Raw genomic sequence first — 23,552 nt, 5'->3', positions numbered from 1 at the left:
TTATTCAACTCCTTTATTAGTGTAGATAATATTTTTTTCTGGCATTTTTTCTGTACTACTGTTTTCTTTTCTTTCCAAAACATAATTATTTATCGTGTTGCCTGTGTTAAAACTATAGCGAAATTTTCCTGTTTCTGCTGAGATAGTACCTAATATTATATAATCTGGATAAACATCATTGATAATAAATTCGACATCCAAACTATTCATTGGTCCCACTGAAAAACTTGTAAATTCTATTTTGTTGATATCAGAGTATTCTCTAATACTTTTCATTTTTTGTAGATACTCTTTTTCTGTTATTGAACCATTTCCTCGATTATATTTTTTCTTTATTTCTTCCGATTTTTCTTTATTTTTTGTATAAATCCGATAATTATTATACAAATAGTTCGCTAAGTCTGTTTGAATTTCGTGTAGTTTAACTTTTTCTTGTTCGTCCATGTACCATTTCCCTCCAATTCCTATGATTAAAATAATGAGTAATCCGATTAACCATTGCTTCCTATGTTTCACTGATTCACCTCCTTGTTCTTTATGTACGATAGTTATCCATCACTTTATCCCTCCATCATAATACATAATTAAATTTTCCGGAATCGTTAATTCTGTTGGTTTATCTTTTTTTTCAATATAATAGGGACCTCTACCTGTACTATTCGTTATTCGATAGATAAATTTCTTGGTTTCTGACTATATTGTGTCTAAACTGACCTCTTCTTCATAAACATCGTTGATGGTAAAATAAACTTTCAACGTGTTTACTGGGCCTATTGAAAAACTTGTAAATTCTACTTTTTTAATATCGCTGTATTCTTTTAGTTCATCTGATTTTTTTAGAAATTCTTCCGTAGTTAAACTACCTTCCCCTCTGTTGTATTCCTTATTTAGCTGTTCATCCTTTGCTTCATCTACTGTGTAAAGTCTGTAGTTATTATACAAATAGTTCGCTAAATCTGTTTGGATTTCGTGTAGTTTCGCTTTTTCTTGTTCATCCATGTACCATTTTCCTCCAATTCCTATGAATAAAATAATGAGTAATCCGATTAACCATTGCTTCTTATGTTTCACTGATTCACCTCCTTGTTCTTTATGTACGATAATTATCCATTACTTTATCCCTCCTTCATCATACACAATTAAGTCTTCTGGCATTCTTTCCTTTGTAGGTTTGTCTTTTTTCTCAATGTAATAAGGGCCATTGCCTGTACTATTTGTTATGCTATAAATAAATTTTTCAGTTTCTGCTGATATCGTGTCTAAATCCACTTCTTCTTCATACACGTCGTTGATGGTAAAATAAACTTCTAATGTATTCATTGCTCCTACTGAAAAACTGGTAAATTCTACTTTGTTAACGTCGTAGTATTTTGCAATCTCATCTAATTTATTTGAATACTCTCGATAACTCAATTCTCCATTTCCCTTATTATATTTCTTCTCTAATTGTGCTCTTTCTTGCTCATCAAATGTATAAATTCGGTAGTTATTATACAAATAGTTCGCTAAATCTGTTTGGATTTCGTGTAGTTTCGCTTTTTCTTGTTCGTCCATATACCATTTTCCTCCAATTCCTATGATTAAAATAATGAGTAGTCCGATTAACCATTGCTTCCTATGTTTCACTTATTCACCTCCTTTTTGCCACGCAACGACTTTTTAATTAAATTTTAACAAAACCACCTATCAAAGGAAAGTTATATTTAATCTAATTTTAATAAACTGGATAATATTAAAGAATATAAAAAAAGAGTTTGGACAATCGCCCAAACTCTTCTGAAAAATCTTCTCTATTTTCGTCCTAAAATCCATGAAACGATGGCAACTAAAATCACTGCCCCGATAATCGATGGCACAATAGCCATCCCAGCTAAGCTTGGTCCCCATGTGCCTAAAATGGCTTGACCAATTGTTGAACCAACTAACCCTGCAATGATATTGGCAATAATGCCCATCGATGATCCTTTTTTAGTAATTGCTCCAGCGATTGCCCCAATGACCCCGCCGACAATTAATGCCCAAATAAAGCCCATGATTGTTTCCTCCCTTTAACTGTTTATTCTACACGTGGTTCCATATTTTCTTTGACTTGTTCTGTTCCTTTATTCACAGCTTTTTTTGCTTTTTCTGTTTGTTCAGAAGCAAATTCACCGGTACTTTTGGCAGCGCCTGTGACTTTATCTTGAACAGTTTCGCTATCTTCTTCGTATTCTTCTTTTGATTTGATATCAACTACGTTAACATTCACTTCAATCACATCTAAGTGGGTCATTTTTTTCACTTCACGACTGATTAATTCTTTCATTTTTTCGTAAATGTCTTGAATATCTTTGCCGTATTCTACCACGATATCCATATCAACAGCGACTTGTTTTTTACCAACTTCGGTATCAATACCAGCTGTGACGTTATCTGTGTTTACTAATTTTTCAGCAATATTTGAGAAAAAGCCGCCATCGACTGTTAATAGACCATCGACATTTTCTAAGGCTAAACCGATAATTTTTTGAACGACTTTATCTTCAAATGTTAATTCACCTTTGATTGCATGATCTTCTGGTGTGTGTGGCCCGTTTCCTGCTGGTTTTGGTACATTATTGAATTTTTCGTTACTCATGGTTCATTCCTCCTAGTTTCTTCTATTATTGCTTTATTTTTAATAAAATAATAACCAATTATTGAACACGAGGTGCCGTGTTTTCTTTGACTTTTGTCTTGCCTTTAGTTACCGCATGTTTGGCTTTATTGGTTTGTTTTGACATAAAACTACCTGTCGCTTCAGCGGCGTTGCCAAGTTTATCTTGGACTGTTTCACTTTCTTCTTGGTACTCTGCTTGTGTTTTGATATCTACTACGTTGACATTGACTTCGATTACTTCCAAGTGAGTCATTTGTTGGACTTCACGAGTAATAACCTCTTTCATTTGATCATAAATGGTCTCGATATCTTTCCCATATTCGGCTACAATGTCCATATCCACTGCGACTTGTTTTTTGCCGACCTCGGTGTGAATGCCTGTTGTAACATCTTCACTGTTAATCATTTTATCTCGTAAATTCGAGAAAAAACCACCGTCCACAGTTAACAAACCGTCGACTTCTTCCAAAGCAATGCCAATAATTTTTTGGATTACTTTATCCTCAAACGTCAACTCACCTTTAACAATCGATACATTTGCATTTTCCATAGCCAAAACCTCCTATTTATGATGAAAATAATTTTTGACAATGCCTGTCTGTTCCAAATACAAACCTAGCCAAATACCTAGTCCTGTCAGGAGTACCACTAACAATGTTTTAAAGAAGCCGATTGACAGAAACAAGATTGCAAAAACCAAACCGACTAGGCCACCAATTAACGGAACGGCATATTGTTTTATCCATTCAACCATTGTACATCCCTCCTACTCCACACGTGCTTGTGTTTGCTGTTGTTGTGGTCGTTTCATTGATTGAATATCTTCAAAATGAACATCAATCGTAATCTTGTGACCAGTTCCCACCAAACGAGCAAGCCGTTCTTCCATTGTTTTTGACCAAGCTTCTGTTTGTCCAATTAAATCCGCCGTTCGTTTCAGTGTGCCTTTGACATTGACCTTAATGCGCCGTTTTGTCGCCTTTACACGAATGGTTGGTGCTTCCAGAAAGTCACTGTCTTGCAAGCTAGAGCGTACAAATCCTTCGATGGCTTTACGGTGTAACACTAACTTTCCTTGCTCTTCTTTTAATTCAAACGTGCCTTTTCTTCTTGGGAATAAAAGAATGAATAAAAATAGAAAGAGCATAATTCCTAGTAAAACCAGCGCTACCCAAAAAATTGCTTGACGTGCGTACTCGTTGTCTTGCAAGAACCATTGGACATTATCTGGTGGTTGCCAAGCTGTATCGGCTGACCAAGTGGTAATGGCCACCGCGCCAAATAATGCCATTAAAATCAGTGAACCTAGAAGCAAAAGTATTTTAACAACTTTATTCACGGAACATCCCTCCTAAAGATTAATTGCTTCTCCACCAGTTACGCCATAAACTTGAGCCGTAACATAACTTGCATCATTGGACGCCAAGAAAACATAAACAGGGGCTAATTCAGCAGGCTGACCTGCACGTTCCAGTAAAGAATGTTGCCCAAATTCTGGCAACTCTTCAATTGGTTGTCCATGATCTAACTGTAACGGTGTCCAGATTGGTCCTGGAGCCACGCCATTTACCCGAATGCCTTTTGGTGCCAGTTGTTTTGCTAAACCAACGGTAAAGTTGGCAATTGATGCCTTCGTTGCTGCATAATCCAACAAATGCTCACTTGGATTAAAGGCTTGGACGGAAGTCGTTGTCACGATGCTACTTCCGGCAGGTAAGTGAGGCACTGCTGCTTTGACAATGCCAAACATCGCAATAATATTGACATGGAAAGTGTCTATCACTTGTTCCATTGGCAATTCTTCAATAGCGGCACAGGAAATTTGTTGAGCTGCATTTAAAACAAGGGTATCCAAGCCGCCTAATGCTTCATGAGCTTGTGCAACCAATTTTTCAGGTGCCTGTTTATCTCTTAAATCTGCTGGCAAAAGAATGACTTTTCGGCCAGCTTCTCGTATATAGTGCGCCACTTCTTCGGCGTCTTTTTCTTCACCTGGGAAAAAATGTAAGGCGATATCTGCGCCTTCGCGAGCAAAAGCAATCGCCGCAGCTCGTCCAATCCCAGAATCACCGCCTGTAATTAATACCCGACGATTTTCTAATTTGTGATTTCCGACATAGCTGTCTTCCCCACAATCTGGTTTAGGGACCATTTTGTCCTGTAATGCGGGAGTTTCTTGATCTTGTTGCGGAAATCCATCACTATAAAATAACTTTCTTGGGTCTTTTAAGTTTGGTTCTGTCATTAAATCTCCTCCCTTTCTACTATTACCTTAATACAATTTTTTCTTTTTGAAAAATATTTGAGCACATAAAATAAAAAAAATATTTTTAATACTCATTAAGCGAAATTTTTGGCAAAATTATCTAAAAGCTGATTTTATTTTTCAAAATAGCGTTTAATTGACCTATTTTATCAACATTTGTTATTGACATATGATGTCCAATTCGCTTAAATAAGAAAGAAGCCCAACAGGCAAAAACAAAAATATTTAGAGATAATTGAGGAGTTACCGCCAATGAGAAATGTTTTACAAGACTACTTAGATGAACATTCCTTTCGAGTCGTTGTAAAAAAGAAGAAAAATTATTTAACTTATGAAGGACTGCAAGATCGTTATGCCTATATTTTAAAAAGTGGCATCATCAAAACTAGCGTTATTTCCAAAGACGGTCGTGAATTTAATTTACGTTATATCAACAATTTGGAAATTGTTTCATTGCTACGTGATGAATATTCAGAATTTATTGATGCACCTTTTAATATTCGCATCGAATCTCCACAAGCAGAACTTTACCAAATCGACCGTGTTCAATTTTGGCGGGATATCAATAATAGTAAAGACTTGCAAATGTATGTCAAAGAATACTATCGGGACCGTTTAATGCATTCCATGAAAAAGATGCAGCAAATGTTAATGAATGGCAAATTTGGGGCCGTTTGTACACAAATCTATGAAATGTACGATTCATTTGGCGTAGAAACAGAGGAAGGTATTTTAATTGATTTCGTGGTGACCAATGAAGAAATTGCGCATTTTTGTGGGATAACTTCTGCTAGTAGCGTTAACCGGATGATGCAGCAACTAAAAGAGTTAGGGGCAATTGAACTACGTAACCGCAAAATTTTGATTAAAGATTTAGATATGATTAGAGATAACATTATTGTTTAACATAAGCACCCCCGCAAGTTTGACCTTGCGGGGGGTGCTTTTTATTTTTCAGTGACAATATTCAATGGAAACTGACCTTTTTCTAAATTAAATGTCCGACCAGCCGTCAGCTGAAGCATTTCTTTTTTCATGCCTTCCGCCAAACGTACATCGCCAAAGCTTTCAATCATATCAATAACGGCGATTACTTCTTTATAGTATCTCATTTTGCCAGTGTACAGATAATACGTAAGGTTTTTTAAGTAACGTAAGTTAAAATGAATATAGTAGATTTCAGCAGGAATCGTGGTAACACTCACTAGCGCTAAATATTCCCGGGCTTTCGCATAATTTTTCTTATAAAGTTCCCCAGTAATGATATTTAGGTAAAAACCATAGGCAACATTTAGTGTTTGGGTATCACGTAATTCAGCATCTTTGACAGGAAACATCTGATCAAGAATCTGAAGGACTTCATTTTCAGAAAACAAGGCGGCAGGATTAGTCACCATTTGATAATCGTAGTATGTATAGTAGCTTTTGCTAGAGATAAGCGCGAGAATTACCATTCGATCGGTTTCATCAAATTCTGGAATTTCCTCCCAATCATTACTAAACGTTAATTTAATATCTGTGTAAATAGACATTTCCAACGCATTTTTATGAGGATTGCGCTCTAATTGATAAAAATAATGAATGAGATTCTTTTTTTCACTTGTATTGTTCAACCCCAGTTGACAACATTCAATTTGATGTTTGACTTCTGAAGAAGCCATGATTCTCGTATCAGATACCATAAAAAAAAATTCATTAAAAGTAATCCCCAATGACTGTAATGCCGTCATTAAATCCTCGTAACTTAGCTTGGCTTCACCAATTTCGATTCTTCGATAGGTTTGTTTCCCCTTTTTTGGCAAAACATCTTTCTGAGCAATTTTTTTCTTTTTTCTAAAATATTTTAGAGCACCTAGCACATCCATAATATCCCCCTTTTATAATGAATATAATATTAAATATTATTTTTTTATTAACTTAAAGATCCAACAATACCTGTACAAATTAAACAAAATCAGCGAAAACATTAATAAATATTTCAAAATATTCATTTTTATTATTTCAGCAATTATAATATTGTAATATTTTGATAATCATAAAAACTTATATACTTAACTTCCCTTGAAAAAACCAAAAGAAATGTTCTATAATAGAAGTCAATATAGCTAACAGAGAAGGAGGTTTTGCATATGTTTGGTTTTGATATCAGCTTATTCCTTATTACACTATTCCGTTAAACCCACTCTTCACTAACCATTGTACAATCAATTCCATTGAATATATATTTCATTTTTTATTAAATAACATTTTTAATAAAAGTACATATCGTTTATTTTTAGATATTTTATTTAATTATATGAAATATATTTATTTAAACAAATAAATTACATTTAATTAAATCAGAGGGAAACAGATTGTAGCAAGTGAAGAAAAAAACAGCTCTTGAGAGATATTTTCTCAAGAGCTGTTTTTCTATTTTATTTCAAAAGCGGTTTGCGTTGTGGGGTTATTACTTAATAAGGTGTTTTTATACAGTAAATAGTACGCTGCCGCTGACCAACTAAAGTTTTTCGTACTTAGGCCCTTCCCTGTCAGTGGATCATAATTTTCATGAATAGGGCCTTCTCCCATCAATCCTTCAGCATGTAAGAAGAGTTTTTGTGTCATTTCTTTTGCTTCTTTTGTATAGTCATAGTTTTGAAGAGCTTCTACACCAAACAAAGCTTGATCAAGCCAAACTGGTCCCCGCCAATATTTCGTTGCAGCAAATTTTTCATTGTCTTTGGATGCTGTTGGGAATGGCATAAAGGTATTGAACATTTCTTGATTCATCATGTTTTTCTTAACTGCCGCCGCCTGTTCTTTGGTCGCTACTTTTGCCCAGAGCGGCAACCAGCCTTCTGTTCCTTTGCCACGATTGACTAACAATTTTGTTTTCGAGCCGTCTTCATTTATTTGTAAGTCATAGAAGAAGCCCGTTTTTTCATCAAACATATTTTCTTGAATATATTTTTTTAGTTTCTTCGCTTCTTTTTGATAGTTCTTATAGTCCTCTTTTTTGCCTAGTTCTTCTGCTATCGAAGCTAAATAGCCCTTTTCAGCGTAGAGATACGCATTCAAATCCACTGATTCTTGATTAATCGAATACCCCACTACTTTTCCTTTATTTTTGTTTTCAAAAACTTTAACTCCAACGTCGCCTTTGCCCACACCTTCTTTGTCAAACCGTGTAGCGTTATCCATGCCACTTTCCCACGCAGCTGCTTCAATAACAGCATCATCATCCACTTTAGGTTGGCCATTTTTATCTTTAATGATTTGATCCTTGTCGTCTTTTTGCCAGTGAGCATCACTGACCATGCTTCCATATTCTGCTATCCCATTTTTATTGTGGTCTCTGTTGGTATACCACCAATTATGATAAGCCACAAGTTTGGGATACATTTCTTTTAAAAATTCCTTATCTTTGGTTTCTTGATAAATATGCCAAACTGCCCATGCAGCCAATGGTGGTTTAGAATTTCGTTCATTCCAGTTGCCACCTTCACCACCACGCGCACTGTCTTGATTGTAAAAGACAGCATCAATGATCGCTCCTGCATCTTGTGGACGTACGGTATCATCTTTTTGAATTTGATAATCAAACAAGGCCCGCATATTATTTTTAGCTAACTCAGGATTAAAATCAGCCGTTGCTACATCCGCTTTCCACGAATCCCAAGCCCACATACCAATAAACCATTTATAAGACATGGACGGAACAATCCCGTCATGCTTAAAGGCACCTGCCGCACTTCGCCAATTGGTATTAATCGTTTCAATCGATTTGACTAGCGCATTTTGATATTCAGGAAATTCTGCTGTTTTCTTTTGATCAAACGTTTTATCTAGATATCCTTGCCATCTTTGCTTGTTCTCTTTGAAATAGCGCGCCGCATTTTTGGTATATTCGGGTGCTTGTTGTTGTTCCTTTGCCTCTTCCTCTTTTGTAAAAGTATAGCTTTCTGTCGTATAGGTGTTGTACGTTTGTTTAGGCTTCAATTCAATTGGTTCAGCGGTCGCTGTATAATTCCGATTATCAATTTTTGTTGAAACTTTATCCGCATGATGAATCGTATATTTTGTGTCTTTCGTAGCAAAATAATTCCACGTTTCTCTGACTTCACCAAAATTCACTTGAATGTCATTGTCTTTAGCAGTTAAACGAGTACCAATATCTAAGGTTTCCGTTCCCTCTTGAATTTTGTCAAAGACCGCACCTGTCCAGCTTGCTTCAAGTGACAAGGGATCTTCACCAGTGTTTTCAAGTGTCGTTTGGATAAGCGCCGTTCGATTGCTGACAAAAATTAAAGCTAAATGAATCGTTACATCGTCTAATTCATAGGTTTGCTCTAGGCGCCCAGGATAATAAGACAGGTCCATGCGGTTGCTTTGGCTTAAATCATAGGTTTCTCCCGTTTTTTTATTTTTGACCGTTAATTTGTTTAAACTTGCCGCCAAGTTTACTGGATATTCTTCCGCAATAATCAATGGCCCCGCAAAACCACCCAGTAGCTCTTTATTGCTTTTTTCAGGTAAATAGTAGCCATGCCATGCACCTAAATCAGAAAAATTATTAAAATAATTGGTATCGTATACGCCATTCGTCCGTTCGGTTGGTGATGCACTCACATCTAAAACATTCGCAAATTCATCAACTTTTGTTCTTTCAACACTTGCTTGCACTTCCCCGCTTAACGCAAAACAGCTGACTACGGTGATTCCTAACGCTAACCAAGTAGACACCCGTTTCTTTTTTGATAAACCCTTCATAAAACCCCTCCTATAAAAATGATAGCGCTTTATACACTGATTTATTATCAGCAAGGACTATGCCAAACGGAGTGTATCCCTTTTCATTATTGAAAGATTCCACTTTCTCTAGAAAAAAAGCGACCGTATTGAAGTGTATTGATCAAAAAATAACAAGTGTATCGATAGTGTATTTAGTTTATGCTTGATTCTGTTTTATTTTCGTAGCTTCCACAAATTTTTCAGTAATTTTTTGCGGTCGTGTAATAACAGATCCCACCACCACGCTATAAGCACCTAGCTCCAGAACACGTTGGACTTTTGCTGGCGTATCAATCATTCCTTCTGCAATGATTGGTGTAGTAAAATGCTTCTTTGCTTCTCTTAACAGTTCAAAATCATTTTGTTCAATCCGCTGATTTTCACTTTGCGGCGTATAGCCGACTAACGTTGTGCCAATATAATCAAAGCCTAACTCCGCCGCTTCAATCATCTCTTCCAGCGTGGAACAATCCGCCATCCATTCTTGGTTAGGATACTTTTCTTTTATTTTTTTGAAAAATGTGGCTAACGTTTCGCCATTTGGTCGTTTCGAATGGGTTGCATCGAGAGCGATAATTTCTGGCTGAACAGCCATTAATTCATCTACCTCACGCATAGTTGCGGTAATATATACTTCTGCGCCAGGATAATCTCGTTTAATAATCCCAATGATTGGTAAATCAACCTCTTTCCGGATTGCTCGAATGTCTACCACAGAATTTGCTCGAATGCCTTTAGCCCCTCCTTGTTTAGCGGCCAAAGCCATCTTGGACATGATAAAAGAACTATGCAACGGTTCGTCTGCCAACGCTTGGCAAGAAACAATTAATGCCCCTTTGATTTCTTTATTCAACATTGATCCCTCCAATTTAAAAGCGATTACAAACACAGTATACCTACAACAGCTGAAATATGCCACTCTTCTAAATAAGAACAAACGTTTCACGTGAAACAAAAGAAAGCAAGCGGTTAGGGCTTGCTTTCTTTTGACTTATTTTTAATTTTTACGAGCCTCTAAATAATCATACCCAAAATGTGCATACGCAAATGGCGTTGCAATTCGTCCTCGCGGTGTTCGTTTAATGAAACCTTTTTGAATAAGATAGGGTTCATACATATCTTCCACCGTTTCGGTTTCTTCACCGATGTTTACAGACAAGGTACTTAAACCAACCGGACCGCCACCGTATAAATCAATCATTGTTTTCAACAATTTTTGATCGACATAATCCAAGCCTTGATGGTCCACTTGCAGTAAGGTTAACGCTTTGTCTGCAATCGCTCGGTCGATTTTGCCATCTGATTGGACTTGGGCAAAATCACGGACACGTTTTAACAAACGGTTAGCAATTCGGGGGGTTCCTCTTGAGCGGCGCGCAATTTCAAAGGCACCTTCCTCAAAAATCTCCGTTTGAAAAATATCCGCGGAACGAAGAACGATTTCTTTTAAATCCTGCTCTTGATAATACTCCATGTGAGAAATAATCCCAAAACGATCTCGTAATGGCGCTGAAAGCATCCCTGCCCGTGTGGTAGCGCCCACTAAAGTAAAAGGCGGTAATGGAAAATGAACGGGATGTGCCGTGGTTCCTTGACCAACCATGATATCAATGTAAAAATCTTCCATTGCGGAATACAGCATTTCTTCCACAACTCGCGGCAAACGATGAATTTCATCGATAAATAACACATCACCAGGCTCTAATTCGTTCAAAATAGCGACTAAATCTCCCGCCCGTTCGATGGCTGGTCCACTTGTGGTACGAATGTTCACATTCATTTCATTGGCGATGACCATCGCCATTGTCGTTTTCCCTAAACCTGGTGGACCATAAAGAAGGGTATGATCCAACGCTTCATTCCGATTTTTCGCCGCTTCAATATAAATCGTTAGTTCTTGTTTTACTTTGTCTTGACCAATATATTGTGCTAAAAATTGTGGACGTAACGATTTTTCAATTGAAGCTTCTGCTTCTTGACTTGCAGCTGAAAGCAACCGTTCTTCTTCTGTCATCGTTATTCCTCCTTAGCGTTTCATCATGAATTTTAACGCATTGCTCAAATAAACATCTGTCGTTGTCTCACCTAACGCTTCCAATTGCTTAGTGATACGCTTAATCTCTCGGTCACTGTAGCCTAGGGCACTTAATGCTTCTAACGCTTCTGCCAATGCTTGATTGCTTGTTGTCACCGCTTCGGTTGCGGTCATGGCCGCCACCGCTGCTTCGGAAGACTCTAATTCGCCTAATTTTCCTTTTAAATCTAAAATCATTTGTTGGGCTGTTTTCTTGCCAACACCTGGGAACTTCGTTAAATATGTAACATCTTCCCCTTCAATTGCATTGATTAAACCACCATGATCAGCCACAGAAGCCATGATAGCTAAGCCACTTTTAGGGCCAATTCCAGAGACACTGATTAATTTTAAGAACAATTGTTTTTCTTCTAAACTGCCAAAACCAAATAAAAGTTGTGCATCTTCCCGCACGACTTGGTGAAGATATAGTTTAATATCCGTATCCATTTTTCCTGAATAGCGATACGGGTTATCGACTGAAATCTGATAGCCAATGCCATTTGTTTCAACGACAATATAGTATGGGCTAACAAACGTTACTTTTCCAATAATATATTCGTACATGTTGTCACCTTTCCAATTGCTGATTGCGTACATATGTTCCATTTTAACACAAAGCATCAAAAAGCCATAGCGGAGAATTTTTTATCATCGACCTTGGCTACATCTATTTGTTACTTTTCGCTCACTAGGGAATTAAAAAGTGCGTACTGTTTTTTTTGACATGCTTGCGTAATAATAGCGGTAGCTTCAAAAAAATAACCAAAAAGGAGACTACATACATGAAATTAAGTATCTTAGATCAATTAACGGTTCCTAAAAATCAATCAGCAAGCGACACATTACAAGAAGCCAAAGAGCTCGCTCAATTAGCGGAAAAACTTGGTTACACAAGAATTTGGTATGCCGAACATCACGGTTCAGACGCCTTTGCCAGTGCAACGCCAGAAATTTTAGTTGCACATATTGCTAGTGCCACCGAAAAAATTCGTGTTGGCGCGGGTGGCATCATGACCATGCATTATGCGCCATTTAAAGTCGCAGAAACGTTTAAAACATTAGCAGCTTTATATCCTGATCGAATCGATTTAGGCATGGGCCGCTCGCCTGGCGGCAGCCCTTTGACTACGTTAGCGTTAAATAATGGTCAGCCACCACAGCTAGACCAATTTGATAAATTACCTGAAATTTTACTCTTTTTAAGAGAGGAATTTCCTGAAGATCATTTATATTCTAAAATTTCAGCTGTTCCGCGGGAAGTTCTATTACCACAACCCTGGTTACTAGGTGCTAGTAAAGAAAGCGCACGTTCAGCTGGTGAATATGGCATTAATTTTTCCTTTGCGCAGTTTATTCATGGACATTTGCCCAAAGAAGTATTGTCCGCATATTACAAGCATTTCCGACCAGTAACTGAACAACAAGAGCCGCAAGTGAGCGCTGCGTATTTCACTTTCGCCGCCGACACGAAAGAAGAAGCAGAATACCATGCGGCTAGTTTCGAGCATTATATCTTTGCCACCGAACATGGGCTTCCAAATAAATTTTTATCGCCAGAAGAAGCCCTAGCTTTCCCTTACAGTGAAATGGACAAACTGGTTTTAGAACAAAATAAACAACGCTTTGTCATTGGCAGTAGCCAAGAAGTTGCGGAGTTTTTCCACCAACAAGAAGAACTAGGGTTGACAGAAGCGATGCTAATCACCCCAGGTTATGACAAACAAACGCGCTTTCAATCATTTGAACGCCTAGCAAAAGAATTATTATAGAAAGGAAATGAGAAATGTTAGAGGTTTTAAAAAGAATTAATACGCTTGCACAAAAAGAGCGTGAACAAGGCTTAACATCTGAAGAACAAGCTCTTCGTGTCGATTTGCGACAAGAATATTTGCGGACCATTCGTGAACAATTCAATAAAACATTAATGGGCGTCACTATTTATGATCCTACTGGTGAAGATGTGACCCCAGAAAAATTAAAAGAAGAACAGCAGAAATATTTTGATTAAAAGAGACACAGAACAGTCGATTTGACTATTCTGTGTCTCTTTTTAACTACTCTTCTGTCACATATGTCCACTTATAATCATATTGTGCGCCAGCACCATGGGCAACGACGCCTTTCACTTCTTTACTGCGTAGATGGGCAGTCGCCTTTTGATAAAGTGGTGCCAAAGCGGTCTCTTCACCAATCAATAACTTCTCAGCCTTAACCATGTCTTCCCAACGTTTTTCAGGATCTGAAGCATCTCTTGTAGCTGAAGCCTCAATCAACTCATCGTAGGCTTTACTTGAAAAACGCCCGCGATTATAGTTATTACCAGTAACAAAAAGGTCTAAGAAACTACTTGGATCTGCGTAATCCGCAGCCCAACCACCTAAGATTGTCTCAAAATCGCCGCGACTACCTCGATCAATTCGAACTGAAAACGGCACTGGGCTCACTGTTACATCAATGCCCTCTAAAGTATCCTTTAACGTACCTTGAATATATTCCGCTAACTTTTTCGTAGAATCGACATCATCGGCAACAATATCCATTTTGAGTGTTGTTATGCCCAATTCTTTCTTCGCTTTTGCCCAATATTCTTTTGCTTTTTCTGGGCTATATTCAACAATTTTTTTATTTTCATCAGCAAAATCTTTGTCATCTGTCGGCGAATACGACATCCCTTCTGGAATTAAGCCGGTAGCGACTACTGAGCCGTCGCCTAAAATTTTATCTACTAATGCGTTGCGATCAATCGCTGCTGAAATTGCTTTGCGTAAATTCACATTATTATACGGTGAATTTTTATCTCGCTGATTAAATTCCAAATAGCTGGTTCGTGCTTCTTTTTCGATAACCAATTCTGGATCCTTCGCCATTTGCTGGGCCAATTCGCCACTTAAAATAACATCGTCTGCTTGACCATCTTGGAATAAGTTCAAGGCAGTTGGTGCCTCCTTGACGACATCAAAATTGATTTTATCTAATTTGACATTGTCTTTATCCCAATAGTTTTCATTTTTTTCCAAAGTCCAATTGGTATCTGAGCCAGCCCCTTCAAAGTTAGCTAAGACAAACGGACCATTATAGACTGCTTTTTCACTGGAAGCAGCGTAATCTTTGCCATATTTCTCTACGGTTGCTTGATGTTGCGGGAAAAATAGTGGAAAGGCCAGTAAATAATCAAAATATGGTGTTGGTTTTGCCAGTTTAATTTCTAGCTCGTAATCTCCGTTTGCTTTAATGCCTAATTCAGAGACTGGTTTCTTACCAGCTACAATATCTGCACCGTTTTCAATCATTTCTAGAAAATAAGCATACTCAGCGCCAGTCTGAGGATCTGCTGTACGTTGCCAACTAAAAACATAATCGGCAGCTGTGACAGGATCACCATTGGACCATTTTGCTTCTTCTCTTAGTTTCACTGTGTACGTCAGACCATCATCACTGACTTGCACTTTTTCTTTAGCCCCTGCTGGTTGCGGCTTGCTTTTATCATCTAAACGATAAATTCCTTCATACGCATTATTCAGTGCCGTAAAACTAATTGTATCTGTTCCTAAAGATAAATCTGCAGAAGGCATTTCTTGTTGAACTACTACTTTAAATTCTTGTTTAGCGGCAGTTTTCTCTGATCCGCCCTTTGCTTTTTCGGCGCCAGCTCCCCCATCACCACCACAAGCAGCTAAAACTAACAGCGTTGTTAAACTTAACCCGATAAGTCCTTTTATACGTTTACTTTTCATGCCTTTCTCCCTTCACAGAAAAAACTCTTCATTTTTTAATTTTTAGAATATTCTTATAATACTAAAATTAAAAACAAATGGCAAGCGTTAAAATAAAAAAAGAACCAATCCCGAAGGACGGTTCTTAAAAAATGACTAACTAGCTTTGTTACGTCGTTTATAAATATACCAGCCAGAAGAAGAAAGTCCAACGAACAGTAAACCATATAACGCAAGCGTTTCTGTTTCTGTACCCGTTTTAGGCAAAAAGCCGCCATACTTTTTCTTCTCTGTTACGGATGGATTGCTCTGTCTTGCTCCCGCTTGGTTTTGTTTATTGGTTGCTACTGGTGTTTCTGGTGTTGGTATTGGATCTGGTTTTGGATCTGGTTTTGGCGTCTCTCCTCCACCGATTAACTCTTTGTAAGCTTCTTCCGAAATAGAAACAATTCGTTCGCCTGGGAATGGTTCTTTATATTGTGCTAAATCAATCGTCGTTGCTGCACGATACAACCGCAAGCTGGTTGCACTTTTCAAGTATTCAATTAAGACAGCATCTAGTGAAATCCCTTCTTCTCGTTCACCACCTAGCATATCGTAACCATCACCACCAGCAGCTAAGAAATCATTGGTAGCCATCCGGTATTGTTTCTTCTCATCCAATGGTTCAAACTTTTGCGTTTGCCGATTTTTAATTTCTATTCCTAATACGCGACTACCAACAATCGTTTGTCCTGTTTCATTGCCTTCGTCACTAGCCAAGCGAGTACCTGGTTTTGTGGAATCATAGTGGATACGAATGGAGCTTGAAACATGTAGGAAACCACCATTTGCGCCAAGTTTTGGTTGGCCAGCATCATCTAGTAAAATTGTGCCATTCTCATCTTTTTGTGGAATCGAACGAACAGACATTTCAAACATTTCTTTAACTTGAGCGCCGGTTACTTGAATTTGCGCAATGCTATTGCCAAAAGGTAACACAGCAATGACATCCCCAACTTTAATTGGCCCTTGTTTAATATCAGCGCGAATGCCGCCACCATTGGTTACTGCAAAATCAGCAGGTTGACTAAACGCGTCTTGTCCATATGACATAATCGCATCACCAATCAAATTCCCTAAGTTGGTCTCTCGTGTGCGCACATTTTCTCGTTGTCCATCCAATGTGAATGGAATATAATCGACAATTACTTTTTCATTTTCAGCGTTAAAATTCGTTCGTGCTTCATCAACGATGGCTTTAACTGCCGGGTTTTCTGGCAATCCTAGCAACTCTTCTGCTGAAATCAATTTTGCTGTTTTCTTAGTTGGTTCACTCTCTGGTGCTGTGACGATCCCAACATTATTTAAATAATTACCTGTTTGAGCATAGATCACTTTGCCATAACGTTTGCCGCTTTCGACGGCTGTATGCGAATGTCCATCAATCACAGTGATATCTAACTCAGGATATGTTTGACTAAGGGTTTCTGCTAGCGTATCACCACGCCAGATATGCGGCGTCGTTTCATCTACGCCTAAATGCCCAGTAACCACGAAAGCTTGAATATCCGCGTACTTCTCTTTAATTTCATTAATCACTGCTTCTACTTCTGGAATCGGGTCTTTAAATGTTACCTTCTCCACGTTTTTCGGGTGTGTTTTCGTTGCTGTTTCTGGGGTCGTCACACCTACAATGGCAAACTTTTTCCCAGCTTTTTCTACGATTGTATACGGATCAAAAACCCGTCCACTGCCATCTTTGTAATACGTATTACTAGATAAAATCGGAAAATTCAGTTGGTCTTTATAACCTAGTGCAATCTCTAAACCAAAATCAAACTCGTGATTTCCCACCGCCATGGCATCATAACCAACTTCATTCATGGCTTTGGCCATATCCGCGCCTTTGGAGAAATTGGAGATTGGTAATCCTTGGAAAACATCCCCTGCATCCACCATCAAGGTTGGGTTTTCTTGGTCTTTAAAGGTTTTTAGACGCGCCATACCTAATTCGCCTTTCCCTGCTTCTAGTCGGCCATGAACGTCATTTGTGTGCATAATGGTATATGCATTATCTAAATCAAAGCCCGCATTACGGACATCTTGTTTCGTAATAGCGGCGGCGTTTGGTGTACGTCCATCAGGAGAAGTCGGAATTTGAAGAGTGCCGTCATTCACTAATTCGATTGCTTTGGCACGCCATTTTTCATCAAAATTTGTCCCAATAATTGACCAATTTCGTTCGATTTCTTGTTCTGGATCAAGCGTTCCTTTTTTCTTAATATAATCAACAATCATTCCTCGTAAGGTTTCTGGATCAGAATTTTTAATAGGTTCCCCTACTTGAATCCCTTGGCTAGCTAAACCGCCGTAACGATAATTATTCATAGCAATCGTATATTCTTTGGCAGGATTCAACGGTTGGCCGTCAATTTTCGCATCTACAATTCGTTCACCCACTGGTTTTGAAATGTCAATCTTGTAGTCCACTCCAGAAATCATGTCATAGTTATATACACGAATGTTTGGATTAAAACTAATGGTCAAATCATCTGGCTGTGTTTGGTTATAGTACGCCCCTTGTTTTTCTAAATACTTCAGTAAGTTTTCACCGTTAATGGGAACACTCACTAAGGTATTCGGGTATTTGTAGATATCAAAAATCGTGGCATAGGAAATCTTCCCCGCAGGTAATTTACTGTCATATTTAAACAACGCTGCCGCACTTAATTGTGCGCCTGTTACTTCTTTTTGAACATTATTAATTAAAGAAATCATCGCTGTTGGTTGTAATTGTGCTTCGGGAATTCCTTTAATTTCTTGTTTTGGTAAAAAATCAGCTGTTGCTGTGCCGATCTCCTCCTGAATAAACGCTCGCGTTTTTTCATGGTATTCTTTTGTCGCTGCCTTAACTGCTTCATCTGCTGGAACATTCGTTGTTGGTACAATCGTTGCTGTACCTTCTTGCACTTCCCACTTATCGGCATTTTTAGCAACTGAAAGATCAATCTTAACAACTTCTGTCCCTGTATCTTTAGGTCCCCCTACCGGTACAGTTTTTCCATTCGGCGCTGCTCCTTGCTTGGTAAAAGAAAGGTGGTCATGACCCAGAATATACGCATCAATCCCCGCGACATTTTCAATTACTTGGTCGGCACTGGCAGCCGGATCACTATTTTGTTGTCCCGCATGAATCGAAGCAACAATAATGTCAGCCTGATCGTTAGTTTTCAACTCAGTAACTGCTTTTTCTGCTTCTTCTTTCAAAGGTAAAAAATTAAGCGAAGTAACACGAGGGCCATCCCACAAAGGAATGTGCGGGATTGTTAAGCCGATAATCCCAACTTTTAAATCTGGCTGCCCATCTTGATTAAGATCAAGTTCCTTCGTGGTAGTCCCTTCAACAAAACGACTACCATCCTTATTGTAGGTATTCGCAGACAAGATTGGAAAAGTGGCTTCTTTTTGAATTTTTTGGATTAACGGTAAACCAAAATTAAACTCATGATTCCCCAAAACCATTGCATCATACTTCATCACATTCATGGCGGTAATCATTGGATGGGTCTTTTCATTCACTAAAGGCGCTTTATTATACAAGTCATCTGTTAAAATAGTGCCTTGAATATTGTCGCCATTATCAATTAAAACGGTGCCTGCTGGGTTTTGTGCCCGGACTTGGTTGACGACTGTACTTACTTGGGACAAACCAACTGGTAATTCTTTATCATCTTCATAAGACCAATTCCATAATTGACCATGAACATCTGACGTACCTAAAATTGTTATTTTTTGCGGCGTGCTCGTTTCTTCTTTTTCAGCGGTTGACGTTTCTAAATTCGTCGTCTCTGTTGGTGCTGTGGTTTCTTGTGACTGCTTGACACTGTCACTCGTAGCCTGATTTGGTGCTTCTTGTTTGATGTCTGTTGTTTCCTGTGTAATGACTGGTTCTTGTTTTCTACTTGAATCGGTGGTACTTGTTACTGCTTCTGAACTTTGTTGACTCGTTGTTTCTACTGCATATGCCGTACTAGTAACGCTTGGCGCTATCAACGCAACAGCCATTAAAAAATGCATGCCCCACTTCACTTTTTTAAAGCTCAACTTTTTCACAAATTTCCTCCTTGTGTTTCAACCCATTTGCAACAAACAATTGTCAAAGTAACAAACAACAAAAAGAGCCTTCCCCCATCACGCTGCTCTTCTTTTCCTATCATAATATATCCGTTAAATAAAAAACAGTAAATTCCGTTAAAATAAGATGTTTTTCCTGTAAATTGTTTTTATTTTTGGACAATACAGCGGATTTGTTTGTGAAAAAAATAGTAATTTTGACCAAAACACGAACTTTATAAAAAAGAAAGTCTTTTTATATTGGAAAAGCAGAACAAAAACTATTTTTTTGAAAAAAATAACTAAAAATACCGAATAAACAGCATTGGTCTAGTCCTTGAATACCTCTAAACAAATATTAGCAGCAATTGGTCTAGTCTTTAAGGAGGAAAAAGAACGCTCTTTTGCTTAAGCAAAAGAGCGTTCTTTTTTATTTGAGGTTAATCCTTCATATAAGGTAACTTTTTAGCATAGCCTTCTTTATTCACTTGACGTGCCCGGGCAATCGCCAAATCTTCTGAAGGGACATCTTCTGTGATAGTTGAACCAGCAGCAGTCACCGCATGATCACCAATCGTGACTGGCGCAACAATGTTCGTTGCAGAGCCAATAAACGCGTGATCACCCACGACTGTTTGGTGTTTATTTTTGCCATCATAATTAACAAAAACAACGCCGCAACCGACATTAATATCTTTGCCTAATGTTGCATCACCAACGTATGTTAAATGGCCCACTTTTGTGCCTTCATCGATTGTTGCATTTTTTACTTCCACGAAGTTACCAATGTGTACGTTTACCCCCACATCTGCTTTAGGACGTAAATGTGCATACGGACCCACATCGGCCCCCTCGCGAACCACACTTTCTTCAATCACAGACTGTTTAACAACCACTTGATTGCCGATGTGACTATCAACGATTTCTGAATGTGCGCCAATCCAGCAATCTTCGCCAATCACTGTTTTTCCTTTGATAGTGACTCCCGCTTCAATGACTGTGTCTGAACCAATTACCACGCCTTCATCAATATACGTTGTGTCTGGATCAATAAATGTAACACCATTTCGCATATGCATCTCATTTAACCGACGATGCATAATTTTATTAGCAGTGGATAAAGCAACACGATCATTTACACCCATTGCTTCGTCAAAGTCTGCCATTTGGTAAGCAGCGACAGCTTTGCCTTCTTTTTTCAAAATTTCAATGATATCTGTTAAATAGTATTCCCCTTGTGTGTTGTTTGTATCTGTTTTCGCTAACGCTTCAAACAATGATTCATTATCAAAACAGAAGGTTCCTGTATTAATTTCTTGAACACGTGCTTCTTCTTCACTGGCATCTTTTTGTTCCACGATTCGTTCAACAATGCCCACATGGTCACGAATAATTCGACCATAGCCTGTTGGGTCTTCCGCATGCGCTGTTAAAATAGTCGCACTTGCATTCTTACCTTGATGGTAATCGAATAAGTTTTTCAAGGTTTCTGCAGTTAATAACGGCGTATCCCCTGTAATAACTAATGTTGTTCCTTGTTTGCCACCTAATAACTCTTGTGCTTGCATGACTGCATGCCCAGTTCCCAATTGTTCAGCTTGTAAGGCATATTGACTACGTTCGCCTAAATGGCTTTTAATCATTTCCGCCCCGTGTCCAACGATCGTCACGATTTCTGTTGGTTCTGTTTGTTCTACTTGATCTAAAATATGTTCGACCATTGGTTTACCAGCAACTGGATGCAATACTTTATAAAGTTTAGATTTCATGCGTGTTCCTTTACCAGCTGCTAAAATAATTGCGTATCTATTTTCCACGTTTGCCACCTCAAATTAACTAAATTGTTTGATTTTCTTCTAAATCGTCCTCATTATACCTTTTCTAGTTTATCTTACTCTTTTGTCTTTTTCAACAAAATAAGGCATTTAAAAGGTAGACCAATTTATTTTCTCATCTTTTTTTAAAGGAATAAAACAGAAAAAAAGAACCTGAAAATGGAATGGACCATTTTCAGGTTCTTTTTCAAATTATTTCTCTGTGAAATAGTTTCCTGGGACTACGCTAATCGTTTTTGTTTGTGTATCCACATCTTCCACATATAATAGCGAAGTGTAGTCATCGATTGCACGACGGCCATTGAATTTTGACTCAGCAAAAACGGTAATGCCCACAAGTTCTGCTTCAAATTCTTCAATCATACTCTTCATACCATTGACGGTGCCGCCGCCTTTCATGAAGTCATCCACGACTAAAACTTTTGATCCGCGTTTTAAGCTGCGTTTTGAAAGTTCCATTTTTTCGATACGTTCTGAAGACCCTGATACATAGTTCACGCTCACCGTTGAACCTTCAGTAATCTTAGAATCGCGACGAACAATCACAAACGGAACATTTAAGTAATAAGACACAGCTTGCGCAATTGGCACTCCTTTGGTCGCAACGGTCATTACCGCATCAATTTGTTTGCCTAAATATTTAGAAGCAATAATCCGGCCCACTTGTCTTAATAAATTCGGTTCCCCAAGTAAATCTGAAAGATAAACATAGCCCCCAGGTAATAAGCGATCTTGTTCTGACAAACGATCACATAAATCCATAATCAACTGCTCCGCTTCCTCATAAGGAATTTCAGGGATAAAGCGGACACCGCCTGCAGCGCCTGGAATCGTTTCTAAAATACCTGTTCCACGTTCTTTAAATGTTTTTTTAACAATTGCTAAATCTTCACTAATGGAAGACTTGGCAGATTGGTATCGGTCAGCAAAATATGTCAAAGAAACCAATGTATGGGGATGATCTAAAAGATATTGGGTCATATCGATTAATCGTTCACTTCTCCGAATTTTCAAATTCGTCACTCCTTTTCATTCTATCGTTCCTTATTATAAGGGGTTTAACCGAAAAATTCGAGGATTTTTTTCAAATAACTGAAAATAGTTCGCCATTTCTTTTAAAAAAAAGAAATAAAGGAGAAAAACTTTCGTTTTTCTCCTTAGTTTCTTTGCATTTTTTGTTTTCGTTGGACCATGACAACCACTCGGCGATAAATATTGACTAATAAGAATAAACCAATAAAAATTAGGGTAATGCTTGCACTCGGTGGTGTTTCCAAATAATACGAGCTAGTCAACCCTGTTAGCATGCCAATCAAGCCCATAAACACACTGATGATGATCACCGTGTTGAAGCCTTTACCAATTCGCATACCTATTGCAGCTGGTAAGACCATAATTGCTGAAATTAACAAGGCTCCCGCGATCGGAATCATCACAGCAATCGCCACGCCAGTAATTACATTAAAAAGCATCGACATCCAATGAATAGGTAGCCTATCAACATGAGCAGTATCTTCATCAAATGTTAAAACATACATTGGACGTTTAAATAACATAAACAATAGAACTAAAACTACGAATAAAATTGCCAACATAACCACTTGATCCCACGTAATCGTGACGATGGAACCAAATAAATACGATTGAATACTAGCAGCTGAATTGCCTCCTGTTAAATTCATCAAAACTAACGCCAAAGCCAAACCGCCTGACATTAAAATAGCAATCGAAATTTCTGAATAGGTGCTATAAATCATTCGTAAATATTCTAGAATGATTGCAGCCACAATCACGACAATTAAGGTCATTAAATTAGGATTCCAATTAAAAAAGAAGCCTAGTGCCACACCGGCTAATGACACATGTGAAAGGGTATCTGCCATTAAAGATTGTCGGCGAATAACTAGAAAGACGCCGAGCATTGGGGCAATCACTGAGATAAACAGTGCTGCTAAAAAGGCCTTTTGCATAAATGCATAAGAAAGCATTTCTGCCATACGATTCACTCCTTACCGCTAAAATGAACACTACCATTGTAGCGACGTTTAAGCGAATTAATTTTTTAATTCCTGCTTATTTTTTAAATTTTTCCAACATTTCTTTAAGCCGTTCCTAGGCTTTCGTTATTATCGAGCCAGATAACGTTTTATTGGAA

At 38.1% G+C, this 23,552-nt stretch carries 21 protein-coding genes and 1 pseudogene; 3 read left to right on the top strand and 19 right to left on the bottom strand.

Features of this window, described 5'->3' with window-relative positions:
* From IGK86_RS00355 to IGK86_RS00315, 9 genes and pseudogenes are all read right to left on the bottom strand, one after another.
* Positions 1–516, bottom strand: coding sequence for a hypothetical protein (locus tag IGK86_RS00355; protein WP_085406714.1), 516 nt, complete (start codon positions 514–516; stop codon positions 1–3).
* Between the two features lie 39 nt (positions 517–555).
* Positions 556–1,071, bottom strand: a pseudogene (locus tag IGK86_RS00350) (hypothetical protein).
* Positions 1,072–1,110: 39 nt separating this feature from the next.
* Entirely contained in the window at positions 1,111–1,626 is a 516-nt protein-coding gene (locus IGK86_RS00345; protein WP_104845339.1) for a hypothetical protein, read from the bottom strand.
* Between the two features lie 164 nt (positions 1,627–1,790).
* Entirely contained in the window at positions 1,791–2,033 is a 243-nt protein-coding gene (locus tag IGK86_RS00340) for a GlsB/YeaQ/YmgE family stress response membrane protein (protein WP_002356092.1), read from the bottom strand.
* Positions 2,034–2,056: 23 nt separating this feature from the next.
* Positions 2,057–2,617, bottom strand: coding sequence for an Asp23/Gls24 family envelope stress response protein (locus tag IGK86_RS00335; protein ID WP_002356090.1), 561 nt, complete (start codon positions 2,615–2,617; stop codon positions 2,057–2,059).
* Between the two features lie 58 nt (positions 2,618–2,675).
* Positions 2,676–3,188 carry an Asp23/Gls24 family envelope stress response protein gene (locus IGK86_RS00330; protein WP_002383483.1) on the bottom strand — a complete coding sequence of 171 codons (513 nt, stop codon included), beginning with the start codon at positions 3,186–3,188 and terminating at the stop codon, positions 2,676–2,678.
* 12 nt (positions 3,189–3,200) lie between these two features.
* A complete protein-coding gene (locus IGK86_RS00325) occupies positions 3,201–3,392 on the bottom strand; it encodes a DUF2273 domain-containing protein (protein WP_002356087.1) in 192 nt (63 codons plus the stop codon).
* Between the two features lie 12 nt (positions 3,393–3,404).
* Positions 3,405–3,977, bottom strand: coding sequence for an alkaline shock response membrane anchor protein AmaP (amaP, locus tag IGK86_RS00320; RefSeq protein ID WP_002381343.1), 573 nt, complete (start codon positions 3,975–3,977; stop codon positions 3,405–3,407).
* Positions 3,978–3,989: 12 nt separating this feature from the next.
* Positions 3,990–4,883, bottom strand: coding sequence for an SDR family oxidoreductase (locus IGK86_RS00315; protein WP_002376330.1), 894 nt, complete (start codon positions 4,881–4,883; stop codon positions 3,990–3,992).
* Positions 4,884–5,156: 273 nt separating this feature from the next.
* Here IGK86_RS00315 and IGK86_RS00310 point away from each other — a divergent pair, with 273 nt between their 5' ends.
* The gene (locus IGK86_RS00310; protein WP_002356081.1) at positions 5,157–5,810 is read left to right on the top strand and encodes a Crp/Fnr family transcriptional regulator; all 654 of its coding nucleotides are present in this window, start codon (positions 5,157–5,159) and stop codon (positions 5,808–5,810) included.
* Between the two features lie 41 nt (positions 5,811–5,851).
* Here the strand turns inward: IGK86_RS00310 and IGK86_RS00305 are convergent, their stop codons facing one another.
* From IGK86_RS00305 to ruvA, 5 genes are all read right to left on the bottom strand, one after another.
* Positions 5,852–6,769: a helix-turn-helix domain-containing protein gene (locus IGK86_RS00305; RefSeq protein ID WP_002403937.1), complete on the bottom strand. Its 918-nt coding sequence runs from the start codon at positions 6,767–6,769 to the stop codon at positions 5,852–5,854.
* A 547-nt stretch (positions 6,770–7,316) separates the two neighbouring features.
* Entirely contained in the window at positions 7,317–9,656 is a 2,340-nt protein-coding gene (ygjK, locus tag IGK86_RS00300; RefSeq protein ID WP_010713650.1) for an alpha-glucosidase, read from the bottom strand.
* A 178-nt stretch (positions 9,657–9,834) separates the two neighbouring features.
* Positions 9,835–10,533, bottom strand: coding sequence for an N-acetylmannosamine-6-phosphate 2-epimerase (locus tag IGK86_RS00295; RefSeq protein ID WP_033627775.1), 699 nt, complete (start codon positions 10,531–10,533; stop codon positions 9,835–9,837).
* 141 nt (positions 10,534–10,674) lie between these two features.
* Complete coding sequence (gene ruvB / locus IGK86_RS00290) at positions 10,675–11,691, bottom strand: Holliday junction branch migration DNA helicase RuvB (protein WP_016616679.1); 1,017 nt, start codon at positions 11,689–11,691, stop codon at positions 10,675–10,677.
* A gap of 12 nt (positions 11,692–11,703) precedes the next feature.
* On the bottom strand, positions 11,704–12,318 hold the full coding sequence (gene ruvA, locus IGK86_RS00285; protein ID WP_002359241.1) for a Holliday junction branch migration protein RuvA: 615 nt from the start codon (positions 12,316–12,318) through the stop codon (positions 11,704–11,706).
* A gap of 218 nt (positions 12,319–12,536) precedes the next feature.
* Between ruvA and IGK86_RS00280 the strand changes: the two genes are divergently transcribed.
* Together IGK86_RS00280 and IGK86_RS00275 are read left to right on the top strand one after the other, a co-directional pair.
* Entirely contained in the window at positions 12,537–13,523 is a 987-nt protein-coding gene (locus IGK86_RS00280) for an LLM class flavin-dependent oxidoreductase (RefSeq protein ID WP_002356071.1), read from the top strand.
* A gap of 14 nt (positions 13,524–13,537) precedes the next feature.
* A complete protein-coding gene (locus IGK86_RS00275) occupies positions 13,538–13,762 on the top strand; it encodes a DUF896 domain-containing protein (protein ID WP_002356070.1) in 225 nt (74 codons plus the stop codon).
* A 46-nt stretch (positions 13,763–13,808) separates the two neighbouring features.
* On the opposite strand, the gene IGK86_RS00270 is transcribed toward IGK86_RS00275, so the two are convergent.
* The 5 genes from IGK86_RS00270 to IGK86_RS00250 all read right to left on the bottom strand — a co-directional run bounded on the left by IGK86_RS00270 (position 13,809) and on the right by IGK86_RS00250 (position 23,394).
* The gene (locus IGK86_RS00270; protein ID WP_002361487.1) at positions 13,809–15,488 is read right to left on the bottom strand and encodes a peptide ABC transporter substrate-binding protein; all 1,680 of its coding nucleotides are present in this window, start codon (positions 15,486–15,488) and stop codon (positions 13,809–13,811) included.
* 135 nt (positions 15,489–15,623) lie between these two features.
* On the bottom strand, positions 15,624–19,562 hold the full coding sequence (locus tag IGK86_RS00265; protein WP_438741899.1) for a 5'-nucleotidase C-terminal domain-containing protein: 3,939 nt from the start codon (positions 19,560–19,562) through the stop codon (positions 15,624–15,626).
* Between the two features lie 440 nt (positions 19,563–20,002).
* On the bottom strand, positions 20,003–21,388 hold the full coding sequence (glmU, locus tag IGK86_RS00260; RefSeq protein ID WP_002359237.1) for a bifunctional UDP-N-acetylglucosamine diphosphorylase/glucosamine-1-phosphate N-acetyltransferase GlmU: 1,386 nt from the start codon (positions 21,386–21,388) through the stop codon (positions 20,003–20,005).
* 201 nt (positions 21,389–21,589) lie between these two features.
* The gene (gene purR, locus IGK86_RS00255; RefSeq protein ID WP_002381336.1) at positions 21,590–22,411 is read right to left on the bottom strand and encodes a pur operon repressor; all 822 of its coding nucleotides are present in this window, start codon (positions 22,409–22,411) and stop codon (positions 21,590–21,592) included.
* A 143-nt stretch (positions 22,412–22,554) separates the two neighbouring features.
* On the bottom strand, positions 22,555–23,394 hold the full coding sequence (locus tag IGK86_RS00250) for a metal ABC transporter permease (protein ID WP_016616677.1): 840 nt from the start codon (positions 23,392–23,394) through the stop codon (positions 22,555–22,557).
* Positions 23,395–23,552 lie beyond the last annotated feature (158 nt).

The organism is Enterococcus sp. DIV1206 (assembly GCF_051712485.1).
Taxonomy (GTDB): Bacteria; Bacillota; Bacilli; order Lactobacillales; family Enterococcaceae; genus Enterococcus; species Enterococcus faecalis.
The sequence above is the reverse complement of the archived record's forward strand: the minus strand, read 5'-3'. Positions and strand labels throughout refer to the sequence as shown.